This window comes from Halorubrum amylolyticum, from assembly GCF_004114995.1.
GTDB lineage: Archaea > Halobacteriota > Halobacteria > Halobacteriales > Haloferacaceae > Halorubrum > Halorubrum amylolyticum.
This window is the reverse complement of the sequence record NZ_SDJP01000005.1, coordinates 112158-132605: the sequence shown is the minus strand read 5'-3', so window position 1 is coordinate 132605 and position 20448 is coordinate 112158. Positions and strand designations below refer to the sequence as shown.

Sequence of the window (20448 nt, the reverse complement as noted above, 5' to 3'; positions counted from 1 at the left end):
CAAGCGCGTCTTGGAGTTCTTCGACGGAGATCTCGTCGAGATGATCCATTAGGTACTGTACAGCACTCCGTGCCGAAAGTTCTAACGGCTACTATAGTTTGCGACGTTCCAGAGTTTGCTGGCCGACCACCCATGCCGGTCGAGTGACTCCGCCACCTGTGAGTGGTTGCGAATTGTCGCCCGGTGGGTTCTGTGGACTTCTAACATCTGAAACGTCTCTATAATATCTTATATTCGCATTTTTTGTAAAAGCACGGGTAGAGATGAGGGAAGAATATCCGGCGTAGCGATAGACAGTGGAGTGCGAAGTGTAGTGTCGGATTCATCCTGCGGCTGAAGCCGCAGGTATTCTCTTTGATTTCGTATAAGGCTCGGCCATCCGGAGTGAAAGTATAATTGGATGCGATGGAAATCCAGACCGCGATAGAACTGTGGATATTCACGCGCTTGTCCGCTTGACCCCCGCCTGAAGACGGAGGAGGATGTCAATATCGACCACGTTGGAACAGGTTCGGAAGGTATTGATCCTCTGATTAACCAACACGTGCACCAATCCACAACACTGTTGGTTAAGATCATACTCGATCGCTATCCTATCTCCGAAGTCTCGAACCGCCTCTGAGTGGACTACCTACCCTACTCGCTCATAGCTTGCAACGTTCGCTCTGTGAGGGTAGGTAGTTCACAGAATCTGGAGCAGGCGGATGAACACATGAAGTGAATAGATCTGTGGAAGCCGAGTTGAAGTCATCGGTCACTGACATCAATATTGGACCTCACTCAAGACGATACTCACTCACGCGATTTCGTGCGACGTACATTGAAACAGCCCCGGCGAGCCCCGCGAGAACGGCCGAAGCAACCGTCCCAATGAGACCGATTACAAACTGGTCGACACCAACGAACGAAGCGAGCGCGTGGCCTGCAATGTCGGAGTGAGCGATAACGGTCGGAAGTGCTACGACAAGCACCACCACAGAATAGATCACGAAGGCGAAGACGCTCGGAACAATCGCCTTTGTGCTTCGTGAGACGCTAACCGCCTCAAAGCGTGGAAACCCGACGCCAATTCCGGTCGCGATCGCCCCCGACACGGCCGACAACACGAGTGCGGAGACACCGAGACTCACCACGACTGCGATTGACAGTGGGCTCAAGATGCCAGCCACGACGGTTGCTGTACCAGTTATCGGCGCTATGAGAAGCGCACCAGAGACGACGTGTCCAACGACCAGTGAGCGTTCAGGCGCTTCTGAGAGTAGTGTGATGGGCAGTGATGCGCCCTCTTGGCCCACCACGTTGAGCGCGAACAGCGATCCGGCAATCCAGGTTCCACTGATCAGCAGCCACAGTGGGAGGCTTGTGCCGATTTCCCCAGTCTGGACTGCCGTGACAACTGGGCCGGCAAGCACAATCAGCGGATACAACGCGAACGAGAGTGAGAGCGGTGACCGACGGGCACGTTTCCAATCGACCGTGATGACGCCGACTACTGGCTGTGAGAATATCCGCGCAAGCCCGCCGAACAACACAGACTGATCAGCCGACTGCTCGGTCTTGTGGGTAACGTGAACGCCGTCAGCGTACCAAAGCCACTCTCCGAGTCGGAACAGCGAGACAACCGCTGCGACGGCAAACAGGGCCGTGAATCCCACGGCACCCATCGCTCGGAACGGTGAGGCCCCGATACCAAGTCCTATTGCTGCGAGATCGCCGAACCAGTCGATCGGCGTCGGGGCGAGTACTCGATAGATCGGTTCCAACACCGACGCAAACGCGTTTGTGAAGATCAATGCGAAGTACCCAATTCCAAACAGCAGAAGAAACAGTGTTCGGAGGCGACTGAGCAGTCGCGATCGAACCCCGGCGTTCCGCACGCCAAGTGCGAGGAGAAAGCCGGTTGGAATCCCAGTCGCGAGGAGAAGACATAGTGTGAGCAACAGGGCCGGGATCGTAAGTAGTGAGCCGGCACCGACGGCAAATGCAACTGTGGCGGCACTTCCGACAGTGAGGAAGAACGCAGACCACAGCACGAACTCGGTCAGCACAAGTCCAGCGATCACGTCTCGATGTGAGACCGTCGTCAACAACCCATCGAGATTATCAGGACGAAGGGCGACAGCATACGCCCGATACCCGCCGAATCCGACCACGAATATCCACCCGTAGACGAACACCATCCGTGTCCATTCGATGAGTGGCTCGGCCTCGTTTCCGGCGACGACTCCCCCAGCGAGATACGCGCCAAACACACCGCCGAACGAGAATGGGAGCAGCATTACGGCCCCGAACGTGAGTGCCAACAACTGCATCGGGTTCCCCTTCATCGTCCGCCAGCGACGTCGGAATTCCGTTCGGGCGATGAGCCGAGGACGCTTCGCCCGCGTCATTGGTCTGTAGCCTGTTCGTCCTGTGAGTCGGCGGCGTCTCCAGTACCCTCTGTAGCCGATCTGGGGGTGGCAGGTCCGCGTTCGGCGGTGACCGAGAGGAACACGTCTTCCAAGGTCGTTCCCTCTTCGGCTTCCATCCGCGCCGTCAGTTCAGCGGGCGATCCTTCAGTAACAAGGTCGCCTTCGTAGAGGACGCCGACGACGTCCGCGAGTTCATCGACGACCGAGAGGATATGCGTCGAGAGGAACACCGTGTGGCCCTCTTCAGTGAGCTCCGCGATGACGTCGAGAACAGTCCGAGCCGCTCTCGGGTCAAGGCCACTGGTCGGTTCATCGAGGAACACGACATCGGGTTCGTGGAGTAGCGCCTGAATCAGCCCGATCTTCTGACGCATCCCCTTCGAGTAGTCGTCGATCCGCTTGTCAGCGTCGTCGGTGAGATCGAATCGATCTAACCAGCCTACGATTCGGGTCTCCATTTCGGTGGCGGGGATATCACGGAGCCGACCGAAGTATTCGAGCTGCTCGCGCCCGGTGAGTTCGTCGAAGACAGGGGGTTCCTCGGGGAGATAGCCGATCGATTCTCTGATCGCATCGCGATCCGAGACAGGATTCCCGTCAATCCACGCCTGACCGTCTGTCGGCTGGGTCAGTGATGTCAACATCCGCATCGTCGTCGTCTTCCCGGCGCCGTTCGGCCCGAGAAACCCGTACACTGTGCCGTGGTCGACGGAGAGGTCGAGTCCATCGACGGCGGACTCACTCCCGAATCGTTTCGTCAGGTTGCGCGTTGCGATAGCGGTTGTGGGTTGTGTCATCGTAGAGGGTCAATCAGTTTCGTACAGCAGTCGATCATAGAGCGATGCCTCCGACGCCGACACCGACGAACACCAACGCAATCACTATCGGAAATATCGCGTTCCAGGCCCGGTGGCGTGCAAACTGTCTCGGAGAGTGATCGGTGATGGTGAGATCACCCGTGAGGACAACCTCGTTTTGTTGGCGTTCTGTGTACCCCGCAATCAAATACCCCTCACCGGGATCGATCCGGCGTTCGACGTAGCGCCGCGTGCCAAGTCCTGGAATAATCCGTACCCATCGTGCGACCGGTTCAAGCGTGTCTCGCACGTCGACGAACCGTTGGATACGTTCTGGTGGCGTTTCGCTGGCACCGACCGTGGTGACCGTTGATTCTGTATCGAGTGCGAACCGCTTGGCTGATGGGACGACGGTGAGGGCCCCGCTCGCTGTATCAAGCGTGAACGGGCGTGTCGCCACACCATCGTCGAGATGAGCTTGAAACCACGGGATCCCAATCCCGAACGGTTGCCGTTCGGTAACCTCGTACTCGAACCCAAGACATTGCGATCCCGTAAACGGTGCCGAAAGCGTCTCGCTCGCTTCGTTCGTCACGCCGCGGCAAACGACAAAAGACCCGCTCTCTGTCACCCCACTCGGGTCCTTCACAGTGGCACGGAGAATACTTGGGACAGTCGCGAGCGGCCGGAGTCCGTACCAGCCGATCGCCAAACCAAGGACAATGAATCCAACTCCGCCGATAGTGTAGAGCATCAATCGGAGGGGTACTACCTGTCGAACGTGGAGCTGTACTCAGCCGTCGCCACATCCGCCTGGGGCAGTTTCTCATCTGCCCAAACGGGTGGCCGATTGAAAAAGTGGAACAGCGTCACCGATACGAGCAGTATCAGTTGCCCACAGCGGAACCATGGAGCTTCGGGGAGGGCCATATTCAATATGTTTGTAAGATGTATAAATAATGACTGGATGGCCGAAGCCAGCAAACCGGGAGACAAAAATACGGCACCCGAGATTCTGAGCGCGTATGAATATGGGTCCTGAAAGCCACCACCAGAAGGGCTATCTATTCGGTTTGCGTCCTCTACCCCATGGCCCTCCACGCAGTCGAAAACATCGAGGAAGCGTTCGGTGTCACCCGAGAGTTTCTGACACCCGTTGATGTGCGCCGCTGGCTCAAACTCGCGCTTGTCGTGTTCTTCGTCGGAAGCGGGGTAAGCTTCCCGACGGCACAGTTCAACACGTCGACGCCGCCGGGAGACGTCTCGAACGGGGAGCTCCCGTTCAGCCTCCCGGTCGACGTGGTGACGCTCGTCATCGCGATCGTTGCCGCCGGACTCCTCCTCGTCGGATTGTTCGCCCTGATCGGCGCGATCATGGAGTTCGTCCTGATCGAGTCGCTCCGCACGGGGGAGGTATCGATCCGACGCTACTGGCGCCGGCGCTGGCGGCAGGGGCTCCGGCTATTCGGGTTCCGGATCGCGATCGGGCTCCCGATGGTCGCACTGTTTGCCGGCTGGATCGCGCTGCTTGTTGTCCCGATTCTGACCGGACGTGATCCTACCGTCCCCTTCACCGTGTTCCTCGTTGGGATTCCGGTTGTGTTCCTCATCAGCGTCCTGCATGCGTTGGTGTCGGGACTCACAACCGTGTTCGTCGTCCCGCTCATGATTCAGGCAGACTCGGGTGTACTCGCGGCATGGCGTCGCCTCTGGGGATCGATCAAGAGCGCGTGGAAACAGTATCTAGCGTACGTCGTGGTCGCGTTCTTGTTGACGGTCGCGGCCGGTATCATCGCCTCGATCGTGGTCGGAATCATCGCGATTGTGCTTCTCATCCCTATTCTCATCGTGGCCGCGATCATACACGTGACCGTCTCGATATCATCGACGATCGGGTTCGTCGTCCTCGTCGCACTCGGGGGTCTGTTCGGACTCTCGATGCTCGTCATCTGGACGCTCGCGCAGGTCCCCGTCGTGACGTATCTTCGGCACTATGCGCTACTCGTGCTCGGTGACATTGAGGAGTCGTTCAACATCTTATAGAGAATCAAGGAGAATACCTGCGGCTTCAGCCGCAGGATGGATCCAACAACACGGAATCAGTCCATGTTCAACGGCCACTCCGAGATCTTAAATCATACCATCAAGTGGCAGGCAATCCTCGTGGAATAGGGGAATCAGGCAAGAACAGAGTGATTCTGCCTTGTCCTACGATGGCGGCCTGCCCGCCCTAAGCAATCAAACAATAATCGGAACCAGTCGATGACCGGCGAATCCTCACAGGGTTCGACCGGAGTTGACTGTTGGAAGCAGACAAAAGTAACTCCGAGTCCATCGAGGTCTGCCGGACTCCCCGAGGCACAAACAACTCTGGGAGTCCGAATACGACGGAGAATAGGAGTACCGGGGGCTTGGCACTCCCAACAGTCCAACCCGACTTAGACCATGAGCATCCCTACGGATTCTCACTGTTTGGATGCCCGGTGGGACTGTGAACCTGAAATCTCCAACGCTCAGGATTCCTCCGCGTGAACGCGGAGGAGGATGTCAATTCGTCGAGAGCAGGCTCAAATTCCACGGAACAACATAAGTGAATCTCCTGTAACGCTCACCCAGACTCAGTCCGCAGACGAAGAGAATGAACCTGCGAACTACTCGTAGTAGCTAACGCGTTCGACAACTTCCGCGAAGGCGACATTCTCGCGGACATCAGTGATCTCGATAGTGACACGCTCGCTCTGTTTGGTGTCGGGAACAATGACGACAAACCCGCGCTCAACACGGGTGATGCCGTCGCCCTGGTCACCAATATCTTCGATCTCGACTGTGCGTTGTTCCCCTTTCTCAACAGGGGGCGTCTGTGACGCCTGCTGGGGCTGTGGATCGGTGTCAGTAGTGGTGGGCTCGCTGGTCGTGGGTGACGGCAACACAGCGATACGGTACGTTTCGTCCGCCTCTAGGTTGCCCAGGCGGAGCTCTTGTTCCGGTATCTCAATCATACATGACCCGTTACGCTCTTCGACTTTTCCCGAGAACAGACACTGAAGTTGTTCTGAAATATCCATTTTTAGACCGTACACCGCATACACGGCGAATTACACATTACTCTGCTGTCTCTCTACTCCGGCGCTACAACGTTCTCACACGCCGGACACTCGGTCCACACGCCCTCTGTGCCGTCGTCCTTCTCGTACTCAACGAGGATCCATGCTTCGGATATGTCCTCACCACATTTCGGGCACCGACCGAGGGGCGATTCGTCAGCGTTCATGCGAAGGGGTAGAAGGAGCGTGTGACAGTTCCTTCCAAATGAATATCCCCCGGCTTGAACCTAAGCTTTTGGCGGCTTTGCAGGTCAAACACACTAGGTTTCCGGTGGATGTAGGCCACCAGTTCGATTAACCAACATCGGCTCTCTCTACTTTGTTGGTTAAGGTTTTGCTCGATCGCCACCCAACTTCCAAAGATTCGAACCCTCGCGAGTGGAATACCTCAGCTACTTGCTCATGGCTTGTACCATTCGCTCATGAGGAGACGCGAGCTCGGCTGCGGCGGTCCACGCGTCGACGTGCTGTCGCGGTAGGCACACCTCGATCGACGGTCGTCTCTCACGGTGCTGTCGCGGTGCTGTCGGCGGTCGCGAGGCGGTCACAACGAGTGCTCACTGCGGTGCTGTCTGCGGTCGTCACTCTGTGTCGATCGGCGTCGCGAGAACACGGTGTCAGGCACACACCCCACGTACGTATTATTACTGATTACTACATATTGTATGAAACTCGGGCGTAGCGCGGTGGATCGGCGTCGACGTGCGCGGGTGTCGCGGCGGTCGCGACGCGACGTGCTGTGCGTCTGTTCGCGTCGGTCTGTCGGTGCGACTCGGGCTCGCTGCGCGGGCATCGTCTGTGTCGTCGATGGCGACGATCCACGCTGGCGACGACGACGATCGACGGTGCGGCTCATGCGCGAGATTCAGCGGTCAACGTGCGGTGCGAACGCGACGCGGTCGACGGTCATCCCTCGTGAGAGCAACGTGGATACTCCTCGAATACAACGCGGTCAACGCGATCTGGTCGCGTGCTGTTGCGGTCCTGATCGACGGCGTCGAACTCGTGGATCGTGTCTCTGTGAGGGCACACCCCACGTGCGGATCGTTGCTGTAGCGAAACGTGTGTAACGAAATGGGGTCAACGAGACGGCGCACGGTCAACGTGCGTCGTCGAGTCGCGTTGGAGTCACGGCTGATCGTCGTCGTATGATGGTCATGCGAGAGCGCGAGCTCGCACTCGATGTGCGGGCATCGTCTGCATCGTCGACGGCGACGATCGACGCGACACGTCTGGGGTTCGAGTCTGCGCTGCGCGCTGCGTCTGTCCTTGTGATCGAGCTCGTCGATCGTCTCACTTGGCGTTCGTGATCGCGGCGTCGTCGCGACGGTCCACGTTTCGTTTCTCTCTGTCTTCTGATAGTGTGCGCGAGCTCATCTTCTGGTGTCGACGGCGACGATCGTGTTGCGGTGTCGAGCGCGTTCAGCGCATGATCTCGTGTCGGGCTTCGCGTCGTCGTCTCCACGGTCCACGGTCGTCGTCGCGTTGTGGATCTCAATTTACTGGTGACACGACGGACCCCACATCGTCTTTCGCATCGGTCATAGGGGGGTGTCGTGTCTATTAGTGCGGTCGATGCGGGGGTGTAGTATATTGAAGGGGTGAATAGGCCCTTAATTCTGAATACTATCTATTCATGTCTGTTTTAGCGGTGCAAAACTGAATACTATCTATTGAGTCCCATATTATGCCCCCTATATTGGTGGATGTGAGAGGGTACACATTATTAAGCCCCGACCTAGTACCATAATACCGAATATTTTGTATTGAGGGCTAGAGCTGGTCCTGATAAGTAAATACTCTTTATTCAGGTACTACGTTAGCTATGTGGAATTTGCTGACCATAACAAATATCGTACTAGATATTCTGGTGAATTGTAGGGAGACTAAGGATACATGACGGCCCTTACCGAGTACGAACTGAAGCCGGCTGACGTAGAGTTTCTGTTGACGGTCAAAGATATTGAGCAGAATCCTAACGATTACGACAATACGGAGCCGGGTAAATCAGTAGCGAATGTGAGCGTGCTTCGGGAGGAAACGAGCCTGACCAAATCACAGGTCGCCTACCGAGCTCGGGATGGCGAGAATGGGCGCGGCTTCGCGTCTGATGATATGGGGATACTTCGGGTTCACCCTCCGACTGTGGAATCGGGATCGTTCGGCCCTCGGAGCGTGGAACTGACTGACAAAGGTCGGAAGGTCGTCTCGGAAGTGGAAGCGGAACGTAGTAGTCCGAGTGCGGGTAGTGGCTCTGTCTCTGACCCCCGGATCGACGAGTTAGAACAGGAAATTTCTGAGCTTTCGTCGAACCTTGAAAATATCTCTCAGTCGATCGCCGAAATAGAGCAATCTCAGATGGGTGCGATTGATACCGACGTGGCAGATCGACTCACCGCTGCGCTCAGATTGTTCCCGCGACACCAGTTCGTCTTGAGCGAGATACTTGGAGTCGACATGGACACGCTCGCGGAAGCAGATGACCTCGACTCGGTCGACAAGGACGAGCTCCGGCAAGAGGTTCTGATGACGCTCTCCGCCGATGCCGAGAGCGATGTGACAGAATCCGGTGCCGATGATCCCGAGGATATTTTGGATTGATACCGGCGCTTGACTGGGTGTTGTTTCTCCGTCTTCCCGGGACCGTTTCACCGTCTTTCATCCACGCCAAGATCGGTTCTTTCGCCCGGATTGTATTCATAGTCTTTTAATAGAAATTTATGGCCGCGGCGTTGTGACGTTTATCCCGAGTTCGGGTTAGATTTGTGTGTCTGAGTAGGCTGGATTGGGATGGTCTCGTGGAGTTAATCGCCTGTGGATTCGGCTTGGTTGTCTGAGTCGTCAGCGTTGTCTGTGTCTCCGTCGTCCTCGTCCGGGTCGTTATTGAGGATTGCTCCCATGTCGGGCCGCGAGTTGAATGATGTGTCTTCGCCTTCCTGTTCGTCTCCTTGACCTGTCTTATCGTCTGTGCTGTTCTCGGTTGCGTCGTCCCCGGAGTCGGTTGTTCTATCGGGGTCCGTCTCTTGCTCTGTGGGAGTCGTGGATTGGTCCTCGAACGATTCTGTGGACGGAGAGTCAGACAGTTCTGAGTCGATGATCGCCCCCCACACGCCGTCGTTCATGCTGTCGGCCGTCTGTGTTTCGTCGGGCTGACCGTCGCCGCTCTCATCCGCAGCCGTCGTCTCGTCTTCGATGTCCTTGCGGTCCATCTCTGCTTCTTTAGGAGTGTAATCAGTTGGTAACTCGATTGCCTCCCGCACGTCCCCGCGGGTCTGGATGTCCTCAGCTTCACCGTTCGTGATCGACAAGATTGCGGCTTCAATATCGGCCACCTGTTCGGGCGACGGGTCGAAATTATCAGCGGCAAACGCCTGTATCACGCCGGGACTGAGTCCCACGTGGCTTGACTCGGCTATTGCTGTCGGTGTGGCGTGTCCGGTGGATTCCGCTTCGGGCTCCGCTTGCTCGGAAGGTTTCTCGTGGCTATCTTCGGTGCGACTACTCTGATCGTCCTCGTCGTCAGACTCCCCCGCCGAGCTTGCCGTGTCCTCGCTGGCCGGTGTGTCCTCTCCGGCCGTGTCTTCACCGTCGGTCGCGAACGCGCCGACCCCATCGGGCGGGATGATGATCTCCTCTCTGACCTCGTCGGGCGTGTACTCCGGGGAGCCCTCCGCGAACTGTCTGAGGATCAACCCGAGTACCATCCCCTCATTACCCGACATCTCCCGCTCACCGCGTGCGATCGCAGCGACCTCCTCGGGCGTGAGCTCTACCCGGTCGTCTTTGACGATCTGTGTCGGTGTCGGTGCCGTGCGGTATCCCGGGTGAGAGAGGCCGGGATTCTTCGGCGACGTACCGATCGTCTCGTCGCTCTCACTCCCGTCTGAGTCGTCCGTGTCGCCGCGCTCATCGGCCGCGGTGTCCGGGGAGTCCTCGGCGTCGTCTGAACCGCTCTCGCTGTCGTTGGTGCTCTCGGGTGCCGGTTCGTTGTCGGGCTCGATCTCCTCGGGGAGCACGATCGCGTTGATCGCCTCCTCGGCCGTCTCGGCCATGTCGTCGGGATCGGTTCTAAGCGCGTTCACGATTGACCGTATGAAGACCCGCTGCTGCTTGGGCGGCTTGTATGCACCCTCTGCGGCGTCGGCGACCTTCTCGACGGAGAGTTCTATCCGCTCGTCGCTCGCGATACGCGCCGGCGTGGGCGGCTCTGTAAAGCCCTCAACCGACCGGGGCTCTCCAGCGAGAGAGTCGCCGTCCGCCTCGCTCTCCGGCGCACTCTCGCCGTTCTCGCCGCTCTCATCGGCGGCTGTCGCCTCGTCTTTGTCTTCGTCGACGGGCTCGTCGCTGGTCGCGTCTTCGATCTCGCCCGGACCTTCGATCTCGCCGGCGTCGACGTCGTCGACGGACTCGACACCGAGGTGGTCGAACAGCGGCGTACACTCGCCGCGGTGGTACAACTGCGGCTGGTCGTACTCGTCGTTGTCGCTGTCCGGGAAGATGATGATCTCGAAGTCGTCGTTGTCGGGCCATTCGGGGAATCGCGCCTCGGGGATGAACGGGCCGCGGAAGGGCACCCAGTTGGCCTCAAGCTCCTCTTTGCTCGGGTAGTGTAGCTTCTCGCCGTCGTTGTAGACGACGTACTCGCCCTCGCTCTGGTTGTACTCGTAGTAGGCGGGGACGGCGTTCTTGTCACCTTCGTGAGCCTCCTCGGGGCTATCGAACCGGGCTATCTCCCCGTCCTCAACCGGCTGTTGTTCCCCGACTGCGGCTACCACTTCGTCCGTCTCGGCGTCGCGATACCATACCGTCCCCACGTTGCCCTGTCCTTCGTCGTCGGCCTCCCGGTGAGGGCGGACAGCTATCTTCTCGTCGCCAACACGGTAGTCGCCGCCACCGTCGTTGTAGTAGCGGTAACTCCCGTCCGAGAGCGGGGACTTGCGGAAGGCGATCTCGTCGCTCACGACTTCGATCCCCTTGCCGTTGCCCTCTGTCTCGTAGATAACCTGCTCGGCACGCTTGCCCCAGTGGGTGAAACTTCCGTAGTTACCCGTCCCGTCTTTCACCGCAAAGACGCACTTCTCACCCTTCTCCATCGCTTTCCGCAGGTTCGTGAACGTCTGGAACGGGTACTTGATCGTCGACGTTTCCGCCTCGATCGATACGTCGTCAGCGCCGGCGAAGTTCCACACGCCGGGGTACTCCTCGCGTAGCTGCTCGCGACGGTCGTCGATCGCCTCTAGCATCTCCGAGCGCGACTGATTCTCGTCCACGTCGGTCACGTCGATCGGCACTTCCGCGACCCCGTCCGGCATCTCCTCACCCTCCTGTTCGGGGAGCCACGATACGTAGCCGATCTGCGTGAACGCGACGTAACACTGCCCGAGAATCCACCGGTGGTCGTCGCCACCGCCCGACCCGGCACTCCCCGTATCCTGTTGGAGCACGACGCCACGCCCTTTCGGCGTGAGCTTGATCGACGGCGTCCCGTCGTTCCGCTTCGTCTCCGCGTACGTGCTGTTCACCCGCTCGTAAATGTTCGACAGCTCTGAGAGGCTGTCCACGGTCGAATCCTCAAGCCGGGCGACAAGCTCGTCTTTCGCGTCCTCAGTCGGAACGAACGAATCCGCGGGCTTGCCCGCTCGGAGTCGGGCCGCAAAGACGCTTTCTAACACCGTATCGAGGTGCCGCTCGACGACGCCTGCCGCGTCGTTCGCCGTCGACGACTGGTACGGACTCCCGGACTGCCCGCTGGCACTCGCTCCGCTGTCTCCCGACGCCATCGTGGTTGGCGTGGCCTCGCTCCCGCTGCTCCCGCCGCCGATCCCCGGACTGTCGGGGCCGGGAACCTTTATCTGGAGCTCTCGTGCGAAGTGGAGTTTTGCTTCGCGCTCTGACGCGTTTGCGATATCTCGACCGATACCCGTCTCCCACCGGCCGCCCCCCTCGTTGAACAGGAGGTTTTGGTAGACCTGCTCGTCGGAGCGACGTTCGCGACCGACTTTCTGAAGACTCCGCTGGATCTCCGCGTCGCGTGCTTCGGTATCTCGAACCGGGGGAAACGGCGGGTACGCGTACACGCGAAACGCGTCAGACCGCTCCATGTTCTCGCTGATGGTCGTCCGCATCCAGTAGTGGTAGTTGACCTCCTCGGTCAGATCGTCGGGTTCAAGCCCCAACTGCGTACTGTACGTCCGGGCGGACTTCTTGTCGCCCGGGTTGAACGACATGATGGTGTCGCAGTTGGTCGTGATCGCGTCGACGACGTTGCTCGGGAGTTGGGACGGATACTGGTTGGCGAGCGTCATGGCGAGACGGTACGACCGGCTCTCGGAGATCATCGACGGGATCGTGTCGTCCCGCATCGCGAGGTTGTCAAACTCGTCTGCGAACAGGTAGAAGGGCGACCGCTGGTGCTCCGACTCGGCCGCTCGTCCCCGGATATGCGACCAAATACGCCGGATGACCGCCATCCCGAGCATCTGCTTGAGCTCGCGTGGCTCTGAGCCCATCCGCACGATGATGATCTTGTCGTTGTCGATTGCGTCGGGGATGCTCACCCCACCCGACCGGAAGCCGATCATCCGCCGGGCGACCGGGTTCTGGATCCACGGGAGGAACCGGCCGAGTAGTGGCTCAAGATCGTCTTCGGGCATCTCCGCGACTGTCTCCATGTGCGGCGTAATGAACCGTAGCCCGGCCTCTTTCAGTCGCGCGGTAAACTCGTGGCGTGACGCCTCCGACTTGAGGACGTAGTACATATCGACGAAGTTCATCTCGGGGGCGTCGTCGGGGGTCTTGGAGTTGTAGAGGTTCATCCCCGTGATGATCGACTGGGCGACGCGGTCCATCCGCGGCCCCCAGTAGTCGTCGTTCGCCGCGAGCATCTTCTTCAGGTCCTCGACGAGCGACGCGAGCGCGGCGTTGTACTCGTCTCTCTCGGGGTCCATGTTGAGCGAGATAAAGTTGAACCCCGAGAGGTAGTCGCCCGTCGCCCCGGGTTCGATCCACACTACGTCGTCAACCCGGTGCTCGGGCATGATCTTCATCAACCGCCGGGCGTCGTCGCCCTTCGGGTCGATAAAACAGAGCCCGGCTCCCGACTCGATGAGCTGTCGGGCGTCGTTCGTCAACAGGGTGGACTTCCCGTAGCCGGTGACGCCGAAGATTGCGCGGTGACGGAACAGGTGGTTTTTCTCGATCGACGCGTCGCGACCGTTCCGCGTTCCTTTCCCGACGAACAGCGGGGCGTCGTCGTACTCGCGGGGCACCTCCTCTAAGACCTCTCGGGCACTCCCGGCGGCGTAGACTTCTTGCCCGTCTTCCCCGGGGTCAAGCTCGTCTGGGTCAATCTCGTCAGGAACCCCGATCGACTGAATCTCCTCGCCGTACATCGTGTTGCGCTCCTCCTCGACGTAGGCGTAGTCAAACTCCTCCATCTCCTCGACGGCTTGTTGGATCCCACCGAGGTCGTGACGCATCGCTTCGATGTCGTCTTCACCGGCACTTGGGAGAAAGCGGTCGGGTGTGAGGTACCTGATGAGATCCCGGAGTTCTTCGGCGATCTGGTCGGTTGTCGGGTTGTTTTCCGTGGCGTACCACTCTATATCTTTTTTATCGTCTGTCGCTTCGGCAGCGCGGTGTAACAGCGTCTCTACGTATTCGCTTATTGTTACCCGGTCTTCGATACTGAGGCGGCGCTGTTCGATCTGCCCGGCGACGAGCTCAAGATCGTTGTGGAGTTGCGCCACGTCGTCATTGGTAATCGGACCGCTCGACTCATCGTCGTCTCCGCTGAGGAACTCAAATACCATGTTGGGTGTCGTATCGTATGCTACCGGGCGCTTCGGGGGCGACTACTGGTGGCTGGTGTCTCCGAACAGATCGCTGTCGTCTGTCTCGCTCTCCCCCGTCGCGTCTCCGACGCTCCCGTTGTTTGTGTCGTCACTCGGACCCTCAGCGTCGCCGTTCGGCCCGCCATTGTCCTGTTCGACCTGTTGGGACGGGTCGCTGTCTACTCCGCTCCCTACGGCGTCTGGACCGTCCGTGGGCGGCGGGCCCGCAGCCCTGCTCGTCTCCGTCGTTTCACTCCCGACTGGGTCGTTGTTGGCTGAGCGTTCTGACGGAGCAACGTGTCTATTGGGTGTTGTACCACCTTCTCCGGGGCCATCTGTGGTGAACGTCTCTTTATCGCCCTCGGACCCGGTGACCGTTTCTGGTCTGTCGATGTCGTCTTGCTGCCGGGACTCGGCGGGGATGCCCGGGCCGGTCTGCTGTTTGGCCCAATCGACGACCGGGGTGTTGATGTCCTCGTTGGGGACGTGGGCGATCGACCCGAGCGCGCTCACGGGTTGGAGAACGGCACCGCCGCCCGGGCCGAACTTCACCCGTTGTTTCCACGAGATATTGTGCGTCCGGGCGGCGACTTCCCGGAGGTGTCTCGGTACTTCCTCGGGATCGATCGAAATGGGATCGAGCCCCTGCTCGGTGAACGAGTTGTAGTATTTCTCGAAGTCGTTGGCAACCGTGTTGCACCGCCGCTCGGCGATCTCTTTGTGCGGAGAGATCGCGGTGACGCGGATGGTGAGGTAGTAGCCTTTCGCGCCGTGGAGCTTGTCGATGATTTTGGCCGCCCGGGTGCGTTTCGAGCCGGGGTCGCGGATCTCGAAACCGCGAAGCATATTCCCGGTCAACTCTCCCTCCTTGATGTGGGCGGCTGCCTCGGTCACGTTAAGACCGTAGGGGCGGCGCTTCGTCCACACGTCCCGTGCGGGCTCGAAGACGGTTTGGACCATGACGCGGCAGTCTTCGGCGAGCACACGCTCGCCGGTGCTGGTCTGGTCTTCTTCGACGACCATGTCAGAGGTAATATCGCCGTAGGGGTCGACCTCGAAGTCTTCCTCGGCGATTTTGCACTTGATGGGGTAGTAGAACGGCTTTTTGAGCCGCATCCGAGCCATCGAGACGTGGTCGCCGACGTCGAGGGTGGGGAACTGTTTGTCCGCTTGGGCGATCTGTGCGTTGGGGTAGTTTTTGCGGAGCTGTCGCTCGAACTGGTTGGCATCGACGCGGGTAGCTGGCTTGAAAAAGAATTGGAGCTTGCCCTCGTCGTAGACCATTTCGTAGGCGTGGATGTGAGCGTTGGTGCGGACGAATTTGAAGCGGCCCGCGCCGATGACCTGTTCGCGAGGATCGTGGACGGTCTCGTAGAGGGAGATACTGGCGTCCATGCCGTTGTTCTCCCGCGGGGGACGGACGCGGAGCCGGGGGCCGCTGGTGGCTTCAGCGTCGGCGAGACCGTCGGTGACGGTGTCGTAGAGGTCGTCGTCGACTTGTCGGGCGGGGTAGGCGCTGGACTCGGTGATGAGCGCACCTTTGACCTTGTCGCCGATGCTCATTTGCGGCCTCCGTCGGTGCTTAGTTCGGCGGCTCTACCCCAGATGTACCGGGGCTGGAGAGCTTCGTGCGGTGAAGTCATTATTGTGCCGTGATACCCGTTATTAGCAGAGGAAGTAAATATATAACTTAGAATTTTATAAATAAACGGTTTCCACGTTATTTCATGACGTACAGGCAATATGCTGCCCCCCTAAGTCTTAAATTTTTACATTGTATGTGATATAGCGAGTTTTAGATCAGATTGCTTTTGCTGCCAACTTGCGGATCTCAGGCAGTAGAAAATCAAGAAACGGCGGCTCTGTTGAAATCCTATTCTTCAGACATATTATCGGCTGAAACAGCCGGTCGACGAGGAGTGCTTATTGAATCCGGTCACAGAATACCTGTCCGTTTTGGAATTTTATTTCTCCCGAAAACACTTATTCTCAACCACTGTATCCTGAATTAGTGAAACGACGCTCATTCTTACTCGGATCTACAGGGATTGTAGGTTTATCCGGGTGTCTCGGAATTCAAAGTGGAAATGAAAGTGGGAATATTCGTCTTGAAGGGAACCCTACCGACGCTCCTAATGGGTTCGTCTGTGAAAACAGCGAGTTCAATAGACATCTTAAGCCGTATGATTCAGACAATCTCAGGTGGGGCGATACGGACGAAGAGTCACTCCGTGTAGATGGACTCTCGTTCAATTATGAGGAAACTGCTGAGATCAACCTACATGCCAACGAACGAGGTACCAGCGACTCATTTAACTTCGAGATATATACCGAGAACGGGTGGCGCGATGTACGGGGAGTAGTAGACGACAGTAAGATCGGCTATACTGATGAACTTGTCAATGGTGGCTTCACATGGGAGCTTGAATTGACTGAAGAGGGAATCATCTCCGCAAGTAATGATACAATTCCCTTGGAAGTGTGTCCTGATCTCGTTTCGGGCCGGTATCGATTCGTTTTTTGGGGCTTGATCGGAGACGGTTCTGTTGCTGTCAGTTTCGACATTGACGTATGAATACACTATATGACCAGTGAGTCGGCACAGTGTATGGACTCACGGTTAGAATCGTTCCTTTTCGGGAAGTCGTTGAACCTATCGCTTCGGTATCTCGGCTACTCCGTCATTCTCATGGCCTTGTTCTTCGGTCAACTCTATCTTGTTGGAAATTCTGGTATGGGAAACTCATTTGGTTTGCTTATGAGCCCGCTTGGAGTCACGGTATCTGCGATTATTCTGGCAGGGATACACACATATCGCAACGACGGAATACTCGTGAGTATCGCCGTCGCCGTGATCGTCATAAGCGGCTTTGCCCTGTATAGTGTCCTCTCGCTTAATCACCCTCAACCTGACTATGGACTGTTAACCGGCGTGGGGGGAGCAATGTTGTATGGCGTCCCAATAGGGATTGTATCATCTACTGTTGCGTTTGCGTTACGGCGATTTGGCCCAAGCCAATCAGGTGTCGTATCTGAGGAAAAATAGAAATATAACGACTCCTCTACTGAGTAAACCCCAGAAACCTTCAGTAGTTCACCTGTATTGAGCTATCTGTGCTTCACCTGTATTGAGCGATCAGTGAATCTCCTGTATTGACCGGAACTGGAGTAGAACGTGTCACTTCCTGAGCATTTCAACACCTATGAAAGCCTGCTAGCTCAACAAACCACGTCTGCGATACTATATTTTTCGCCGGGATCGATGCCGAGCTTGGTCACGAGAGAAAATTACAAGCAGGAACGGTGATGGCTCAGGAACCAGCCGGCAGGCGGTCAGAACGTGAACGCGGTAGCTGTGGCTCACACCCGCTGCGACCGCCCGATGAGGGCCGCCGGCTCGGCGGCCCTCAGGCACTCACCTCTGGTGGATCGTACACCTCCGTGCGATCAAGCATATGGAAGATCGACACGAGCAGTTTTCGCGCCGTTGCGACAATCGCTATCTGGTGGTTCTTCCGCTGTTTCAATCGAGCGTAGAACCGTCCAAGATACGGATCGTTACACCGGTGAACCGCTGTTTGAACACACTGAACGAGGATCCAGCGTAAGTCTCCACTTCCGCGCTTCGAGATCGATCCTTCCGTCCGCGAGTCGCCTGACTCGCGGACGACCGGATCCAATCCCGCGTAACTCACCACCTGCTTTGCCTCGTCGAACCGGTCGATCTCACCGATCTCCGATGTGATCAGCAGCGACGAGTAGAAACTCACGCCTGGAATCGTCATCAACAGCTGCGTCTCCTCGAGAGACGCAGCGGTTTCCTCGATCAACGATTCGATTTCTTCTATTTGAGCGGTTAACTCGTCGATGATCGAGAGGAACGACTCCATCAACTGATCGCCGACCACACCGAGCGAGACATCCTCGCTGGCGAGGATGTCTCGCCCGTTCACACTGAACGGATCCCAGTCGTAGGTGATCCCGTGTTTGTCGAGTAGGGCGTGGACTTCGTTTTTGAAGTCCGTACGCTTTTCGACGAGTCTCTTCCGGCCGCGCACAAGTGCGCGGCGCTCCCGGAGCTCTTCGGACGGGACGTAACTCTCAGCGATCATGCCGGCTCGGCGAAGTTGCGCGAGCAACTTCGCGTCGAGCCGGTCGTTTTTCACCTCAGCATAGCCGATCGCCTTGGTTTGTGTGGGATCTGCGACAACCACGTCGAGGTGTTCGTCGAGGGTGTCGTAGACCGTGTAGTAGTTGCTGGTTGCTTCGAGCGCCGCTTTGGCTCCAGCGTATTCTTCGGCAACGTCGTCGAGATTCGCGTTTGTGACGCGAATCTCTTCGACGACCTCGGCATCGTCGTCCAAAACAGCGACGTGCGACTCATCTTTATGAAGGTCGATTCCGAGGTAGTACATGGTTCCTGTGGAGCGGTTTGTGCGTGAAGGGAGCCACACCTATTCGGGCTCGCCGCCCGGATGCCGTCAGCATCCGGGCGGCCTCCCATGATAGTGCGTCCTTGGCAGGTAGGCCAATCAGAGCCACGCGTTCTATGACGCTGTTGAATCATCGGCCTTTGACCACCCCAGTACCTCTTCACGCACGCTGGGGACTTAGCAGGCTTTCATCCCATCAGAGCCGAAACGGTGGGTATGCTCTGTATCCACCAACTCGCCCAAACAGGCCGCATACTACTTCGCTCCGTCAATCAGTAGTAGCAATCGGCCGCTCTAAGATATCGAAAATATCGACTGCTTTGTACTCTCGGTTGCGCTCTTGGCCAGTCACTTCACCTACCAAGCCCTCTGCTTCGACTTCTTCGATCGCATTGTAGGCAGTCTGTCGGCTCACATTGAATTGTTGCGTGATATCGTTCGCAGTGAAGTACGGAAGTTCGATTGACATCCTCCCGCGCCTGAAGACGCGGGAATCCCACGGCACCGCACCGCTGAGTTGGGATATTACGGTTCGCGGTTCACGACCTGTTCTCGCGGGGCAAAACTGCCCTCGCTGCGGTCGAACAGGCGAACCGCTGGCTGTGCCAACCAGCCGTTATCCCTATCACCGCCGTCCGTGGCGAGACTCGGGAGTACCTTTTGTCGAATGTTCTCCGCACCATTCACATCAGCGTTCGCAACCGTATCGCACTTCTCACACACGTACAGTCCACGCTCCACACGCTGGTTGTCATCGGTGTGACCACATGCTGAACACGACTTCGATGTATCGCGTTCCGACACCAACTCCACGTCGATGCCCTCGGCTTCCGACTTGTAGTCGAGTAGCGTCGTGAAGCGGTCGAACGCCCACCCGTGCAAGTCCAAGTTCCCGTGGTCGCCCCAGTTGCGGGGTTCGCCGTTCTCGTCGTCCTCTCGGATGCCACCGAGGTCACCGACCACAAGCGTCCCAACACCTCGTTCGATGCACTCCTCGACAATCGCTTTCGAGAGTGCGTGCAAGAAGTGTGCCCGACGACCAGTCCGTTTCCGGTCAAGATGAGTCGCCTTATGCGACGAGGAATCGTCGCACTTAGCCTTCTTCTTCGTGAAGTAGTAGTCGTCTTCTTTGAGTGCGCCACCGGGATACAACACCGACTCGCCGCCAAAGGAGACAGCGGCGAAGTTACAGATCCCGAGGTCAACACCGGCCACCTCGTCGCCCGGCGGTTCCGGGTCGATAGTGGTTCGACAGACGAATTGTAGCCGCCACTCGTCGCGCTTGTAGATCGCGCGAACCTGTTGAATGTCCCACTCGGTCAGGTCAACATCCGGGCGAGTCTCGTACTCGCACAAGATGAAGTCTGAACGGTGTTCTTTGAGATTGCGGCCTTTCGAGAGGCGAACGCGGTTGAACTGTTCGTCATGCTTGAAGCCAGCCGCTTTGAACGACACAGTTGAACGCGGGTGGGAGTCTCCATTTTTGCGGTAGCCGGGCGGTCGGGCACGGTCATCGCCGTTCCGACGCTTACCGAACCAGCCGTTGAACGCTTCAGCGAGTTCTTCGAGAACGCGCTGACTGGATTGAGAATGCAAGTCCGTGTAGCGTTCGTGGCGTTTGAGTTCGGCTTTGAGCTCCCCGTCATCGGGAATCTCGCCCGTTTCGTCCCACTGTTCTTGTGCGTAGTAGCGACCGACGTTCCAGAGTTTTGAGGCGGCCCATCCGAGTTGGTCGAGGTCGTCACGAACCTGCTGCTGGTTCGTGATGGTGGCCTCGAAGGTTCGGATGGTTCGACTCATTTCTGGCTTTATAACTGGTTATGGATGCTATTTTGTTAATAGTGTCGGTTGGCGCGGAATATCCGGCCTTG

At 57.8% G+C, this 20448-nt stretch carries 14 protein-coding genes; 4 read left to right on the top strand and 10 right to left on the bottom strand.

Annotated elements, in window-relative coordinates:
- Positions 1 to 776: 776 nt before the first annotated feature.
- The 3 genes from ESO89_RS06870 to ESO89_RS06860 are packed head-to-tail and all read right to left on the bottom strand — an operon-like array spanning position 777 to position 3962.
- A complete protein-coding gene (locus ESO89_RS06870; protein WP_241686145.1) occupies positions 777 to 2327 on the bottom strand; it encodes a hypothetical protein in 1551 nt (516 codons plus the stop codon).
- A gap of 59 nt (positions 2328 to 2386) precedes the next feature.
- Positions 2387 to 3208: an ABC transporter ATP-binding protein gene (locus tag ESO89_RS06865; protein ID WP_128904824.1), complete on the bottom strand. Its 822-nt coding sequence runs from the start codon at positions 3206 to 3208 to the stop codon at positions 2387 to 2389.
- Between the two features lie 34 nt (positions 3209 to 3242).
- Positions 3243 to 3962 (bottom strand): hypothetical protein, encoded by a 720-nt coding sequence (locus tag ESO89_RS06860; protein WP_128904823.1) that lies wholly within the window; start codon positions 3960 to 3962, stop codon positions 3243 to 3245.
- A 335-nt stretch (positions 3963 to 4297) separates the two neighbouring features.
- Here ESO89_RS06860 and ESO89_RS06855 point away from each other — a divergent pair, with 335 nt between their 5' ends.
- Positions 4298 to 5251, top strand: coding sequence for a DUF7544 domain-containing protein (locus tag ESO89_RS06855; RefSeq protein WP_128904822.1), 954 nt, complete (start codon positions 4298 to 4300; stop codon positions 5249 to 5251).
- A gap of 608 nt (positions 5252 to 5859) precedes the next feature.
- Here ESO89_RS06855 and ESO89_RS06850 read toward each other — a convergent pair.
- Complete coding sequence (locus tag ESO89_RS06850) at positions 5860 to 6207, bottom strand: TRAM domain-containing protein (RefSeq protein WP_128904821.1); 348 nt, start codon at positions 6205 to 6207, stop codon at positions 5860 to 5862.
- 119 nt (positions 6208 to 6326) lie between these two features.
- The gene (locus ESO89_RS18470) at positions 6327 to 6479 is read right to left on the bottom strand and encodes a DUF7837 family putative zinc-binding protein (RefSeq protein WP_164932759.1); all 153 of its coding nucleotides are present in this window, start codon (positions 6477 to 6479) and stop codon (positions 6327 to 6329) included.
- Between the two features lie 1729 nt (positions 6480 to 8208).
- Between ESO89_RS18470 and ESO89_RS06845 the strand changes: the two genes are divergently transcribed.
- Positions 8209 to 8913 carry a hypothetical protein gene (locus ESO89_RS06845; RefSeq protein ID WP_128904820.1) on the top strand — a complete coding sequence of 235 codons (705 nt, stop codon included), beginning with the start codon at positions 8209 to 8211 and terminating at the stop codon, positions 8911 to 8913.
- A gap of 203 nt (positions 8914 to 9116) precedes the next feature.
- Here ESO89_RS06845 and ESO89_RS06840 read toward each other — a convergent pair whose 3' ends face one another.
- Both ESO89_RS06840 and ESO89_RS06835 read right to left on the bottom strand, forming a co-directional pair.
- Positions 9117 to 14123, bottom strand: a complete 5007-nt coding sequence (locus ESO89_RS06840) for a TraM recognition domain-containing protein (RefSeq protein WP_128904819.1) — start codon at positions 14121 to 14123, stop codon at positions 9117 to 9119.
- A gap of 42 nt (positions 14124 to 14165) precedes the next feature.
- Entirely contained in the window at positions 14166 to 15707 is a 1542-nt protein-coding gene (locus tag ESO89_RS06835; RefSeq protein ID WP_128904818.1) for a hypothetical protein, read from the bottom strand.
- A gap of 448 nt (positions 15708 to 16155) precedes the next feature.
- Here ESO89_RS06835 and ESO89_RS06830 point away from each other — a divergent pair, with 448 nt between their 5' ends.
- Together ESO89_RS06830 and ESO89_RS06825 are read left to right on the top strand one after the other, a co-directional pair.
- Complete coding sequence (locus ESO89_RS06830) at positions 16156 to 16719, top strand: hypothetical protein (protein ID WP_128904817.1); 564 nt, start codon at positions 16156 to 16158, stop codon at positions 16717 to 16719.
- 33 nt (positions 16720 to 16752) lie between these two features.
- On the top strand, positions 16753 to 17190 hold the full coding sequence (locus ESO89_RS06825; RefSeq protein ID WP_128904816.1) for a hypothetical protein: 438 nt from the start codon (positions 16753 to 16755) through the stop codon (positions 17188 to 17190).
- Between the two features lie 361 nt (positions 17191 to 17551).
- On the opposite strand, the gene ESO89_RS06820 is transcribed toward ESO89_RS06825, so the two are convergent.
- From ESO89_RS06820 to ESO89_RS06810, 3 genes are all read right to left on the bottom strand, one after another.
- Complete coding sequence (locus ESO89_RS06820; protein WP_128904815.1) at positions 17552 to 18559, bottom strand: IS110 family RNA-guided transposase; 1008 nt, start codon at positions 18557 to 18559, stop codon at positions 17552 to 17554.
- Between the two features lie 286 nt (positions 18560 to 18845).
- Positions 18846 to 19046, bottom strand: a complete 201-nt coding sequence (locus tag ESO89_RS06815) for an HTH domain-containing protein (RefSeq protein ID WP_128904814.1) — start codon at positions 19044 to 19046, stop codon at positions 18846 to 18848.
- A gap of 56 nt (positions 19047 to 19102) precedes the next feature.
- Positions 19103 to 20377, bottom strand: a complete 1275-nt coding sequence (locus ESO89_RS06810) for an RNA-guided endonuclease InsQ/TnpB family protein (protein ID WP_128904813.1) — start codon at positions 20375 to 20377, stop codon at positions 19103 to 19105.
- Positions 20378 to 20448: the final 71 nt, after the last annotated feature.

What these genes read in the sequence shown, in the direction of transcription:
- ESO89_RS06870 (WP_241686145.1), bottom strand. Translation starts at nt 2,327, where the DNA reads ATGAAGGGGAACCCGATGCAGTTGTTGGCACTCACGTTCGGGGCCGTA.
- ESO89_RS06865 (WP_128904824.1), bottom strand. Translation starts at nt 3,208, where the DNA reads ATGACACAACCCACAACCGCTATCGCAACGCGCAACCTGACGAAACGA.
- ESO89_RS06860 (WP_128904823.1), bottom strand. Translation starts at nt 3,962, where the DNA reads ATGCTCTACACTATCGGCGGAGTTGGATTCATTGTCCTTGGTTTGGCG.
- ESO89_RS06855 (WP_128904822.1), top strand. Translation starts at nt 4,298, where the DNA reads ATGGCCCTCCACGCAGTCGAAAACATCGAGGAAGCGTTCGGTGTCACC.
- ESO89_RS06850 (WP_128904821.1), bottom strand. Translation starts at nt 6,207, where the DNA reads ATGATTGAGATACCGGAACAAGAGCTCCGCCTGGGCAACCTAGAGGCG.
- ESO89_RS18470 (WP_164932759.1), bottom strand. Translation starts at nt 6,479, where the DNA reads ATGAACGCTGACGAATCGCCCCTCGGTCGGTGCCCGAAATGTGGTGAG.
- ESO89_RS06845 (WP_128904820.1), top strand. Translation starts at nt 8,209, where the DNA reads ATGACGGCCCTTACCGAGTACGAACTGAAGCCGGCTGACGTAGAGTTT.
- ESO89_RS06840 (WP_128904819.1), bottom strand. Translation starts at nt 14,123, where the DNA reads ATGGTATTTGAGTTCCTCAGCGGAGACGACGATGAGTCGAGCGGTCCG.
- ESO89_RS06835 (WP_128904818.1), bottom strand. Translation starts at nt 15,707, where the DNA reads ATGAGCATCGGCGACAAGGTCAAAGGTGCGCTCATCACCGAGTCCAGC.
- ESO89_RS06825 (WP_128904816.1), top strand. Translation starts at nt 16,753, where the DNA reads ATGGACTCACGGTTAGAATCGTTCCTTTTCGGGAAGTCGTTGAACCTA.
- ESO89_RS06820 (WP_128904815.1), bottom strand. Translation starts at nt 18,559, where the DNA reads ATGTACTACCTCGGAATCGACCTTCATAAAGATGAGTCGCACGTCGCT.
- ESO89_RS06815 (WP_128904814.1), bottom strand. Translation starts at nt 19,046, where the DNA reads ATGTCAATCGAACTTCCGTACTTCACTGCGAACGATATCACGCAACAA.
- ESO89_RS06810 (WP_128904813.1), bottom strand. Translation starts at nt 20,377, where the DNA reads ATGAGTCGAACCATCCGAACCTTCGAGGCCACCATCACGAACCAGCAG.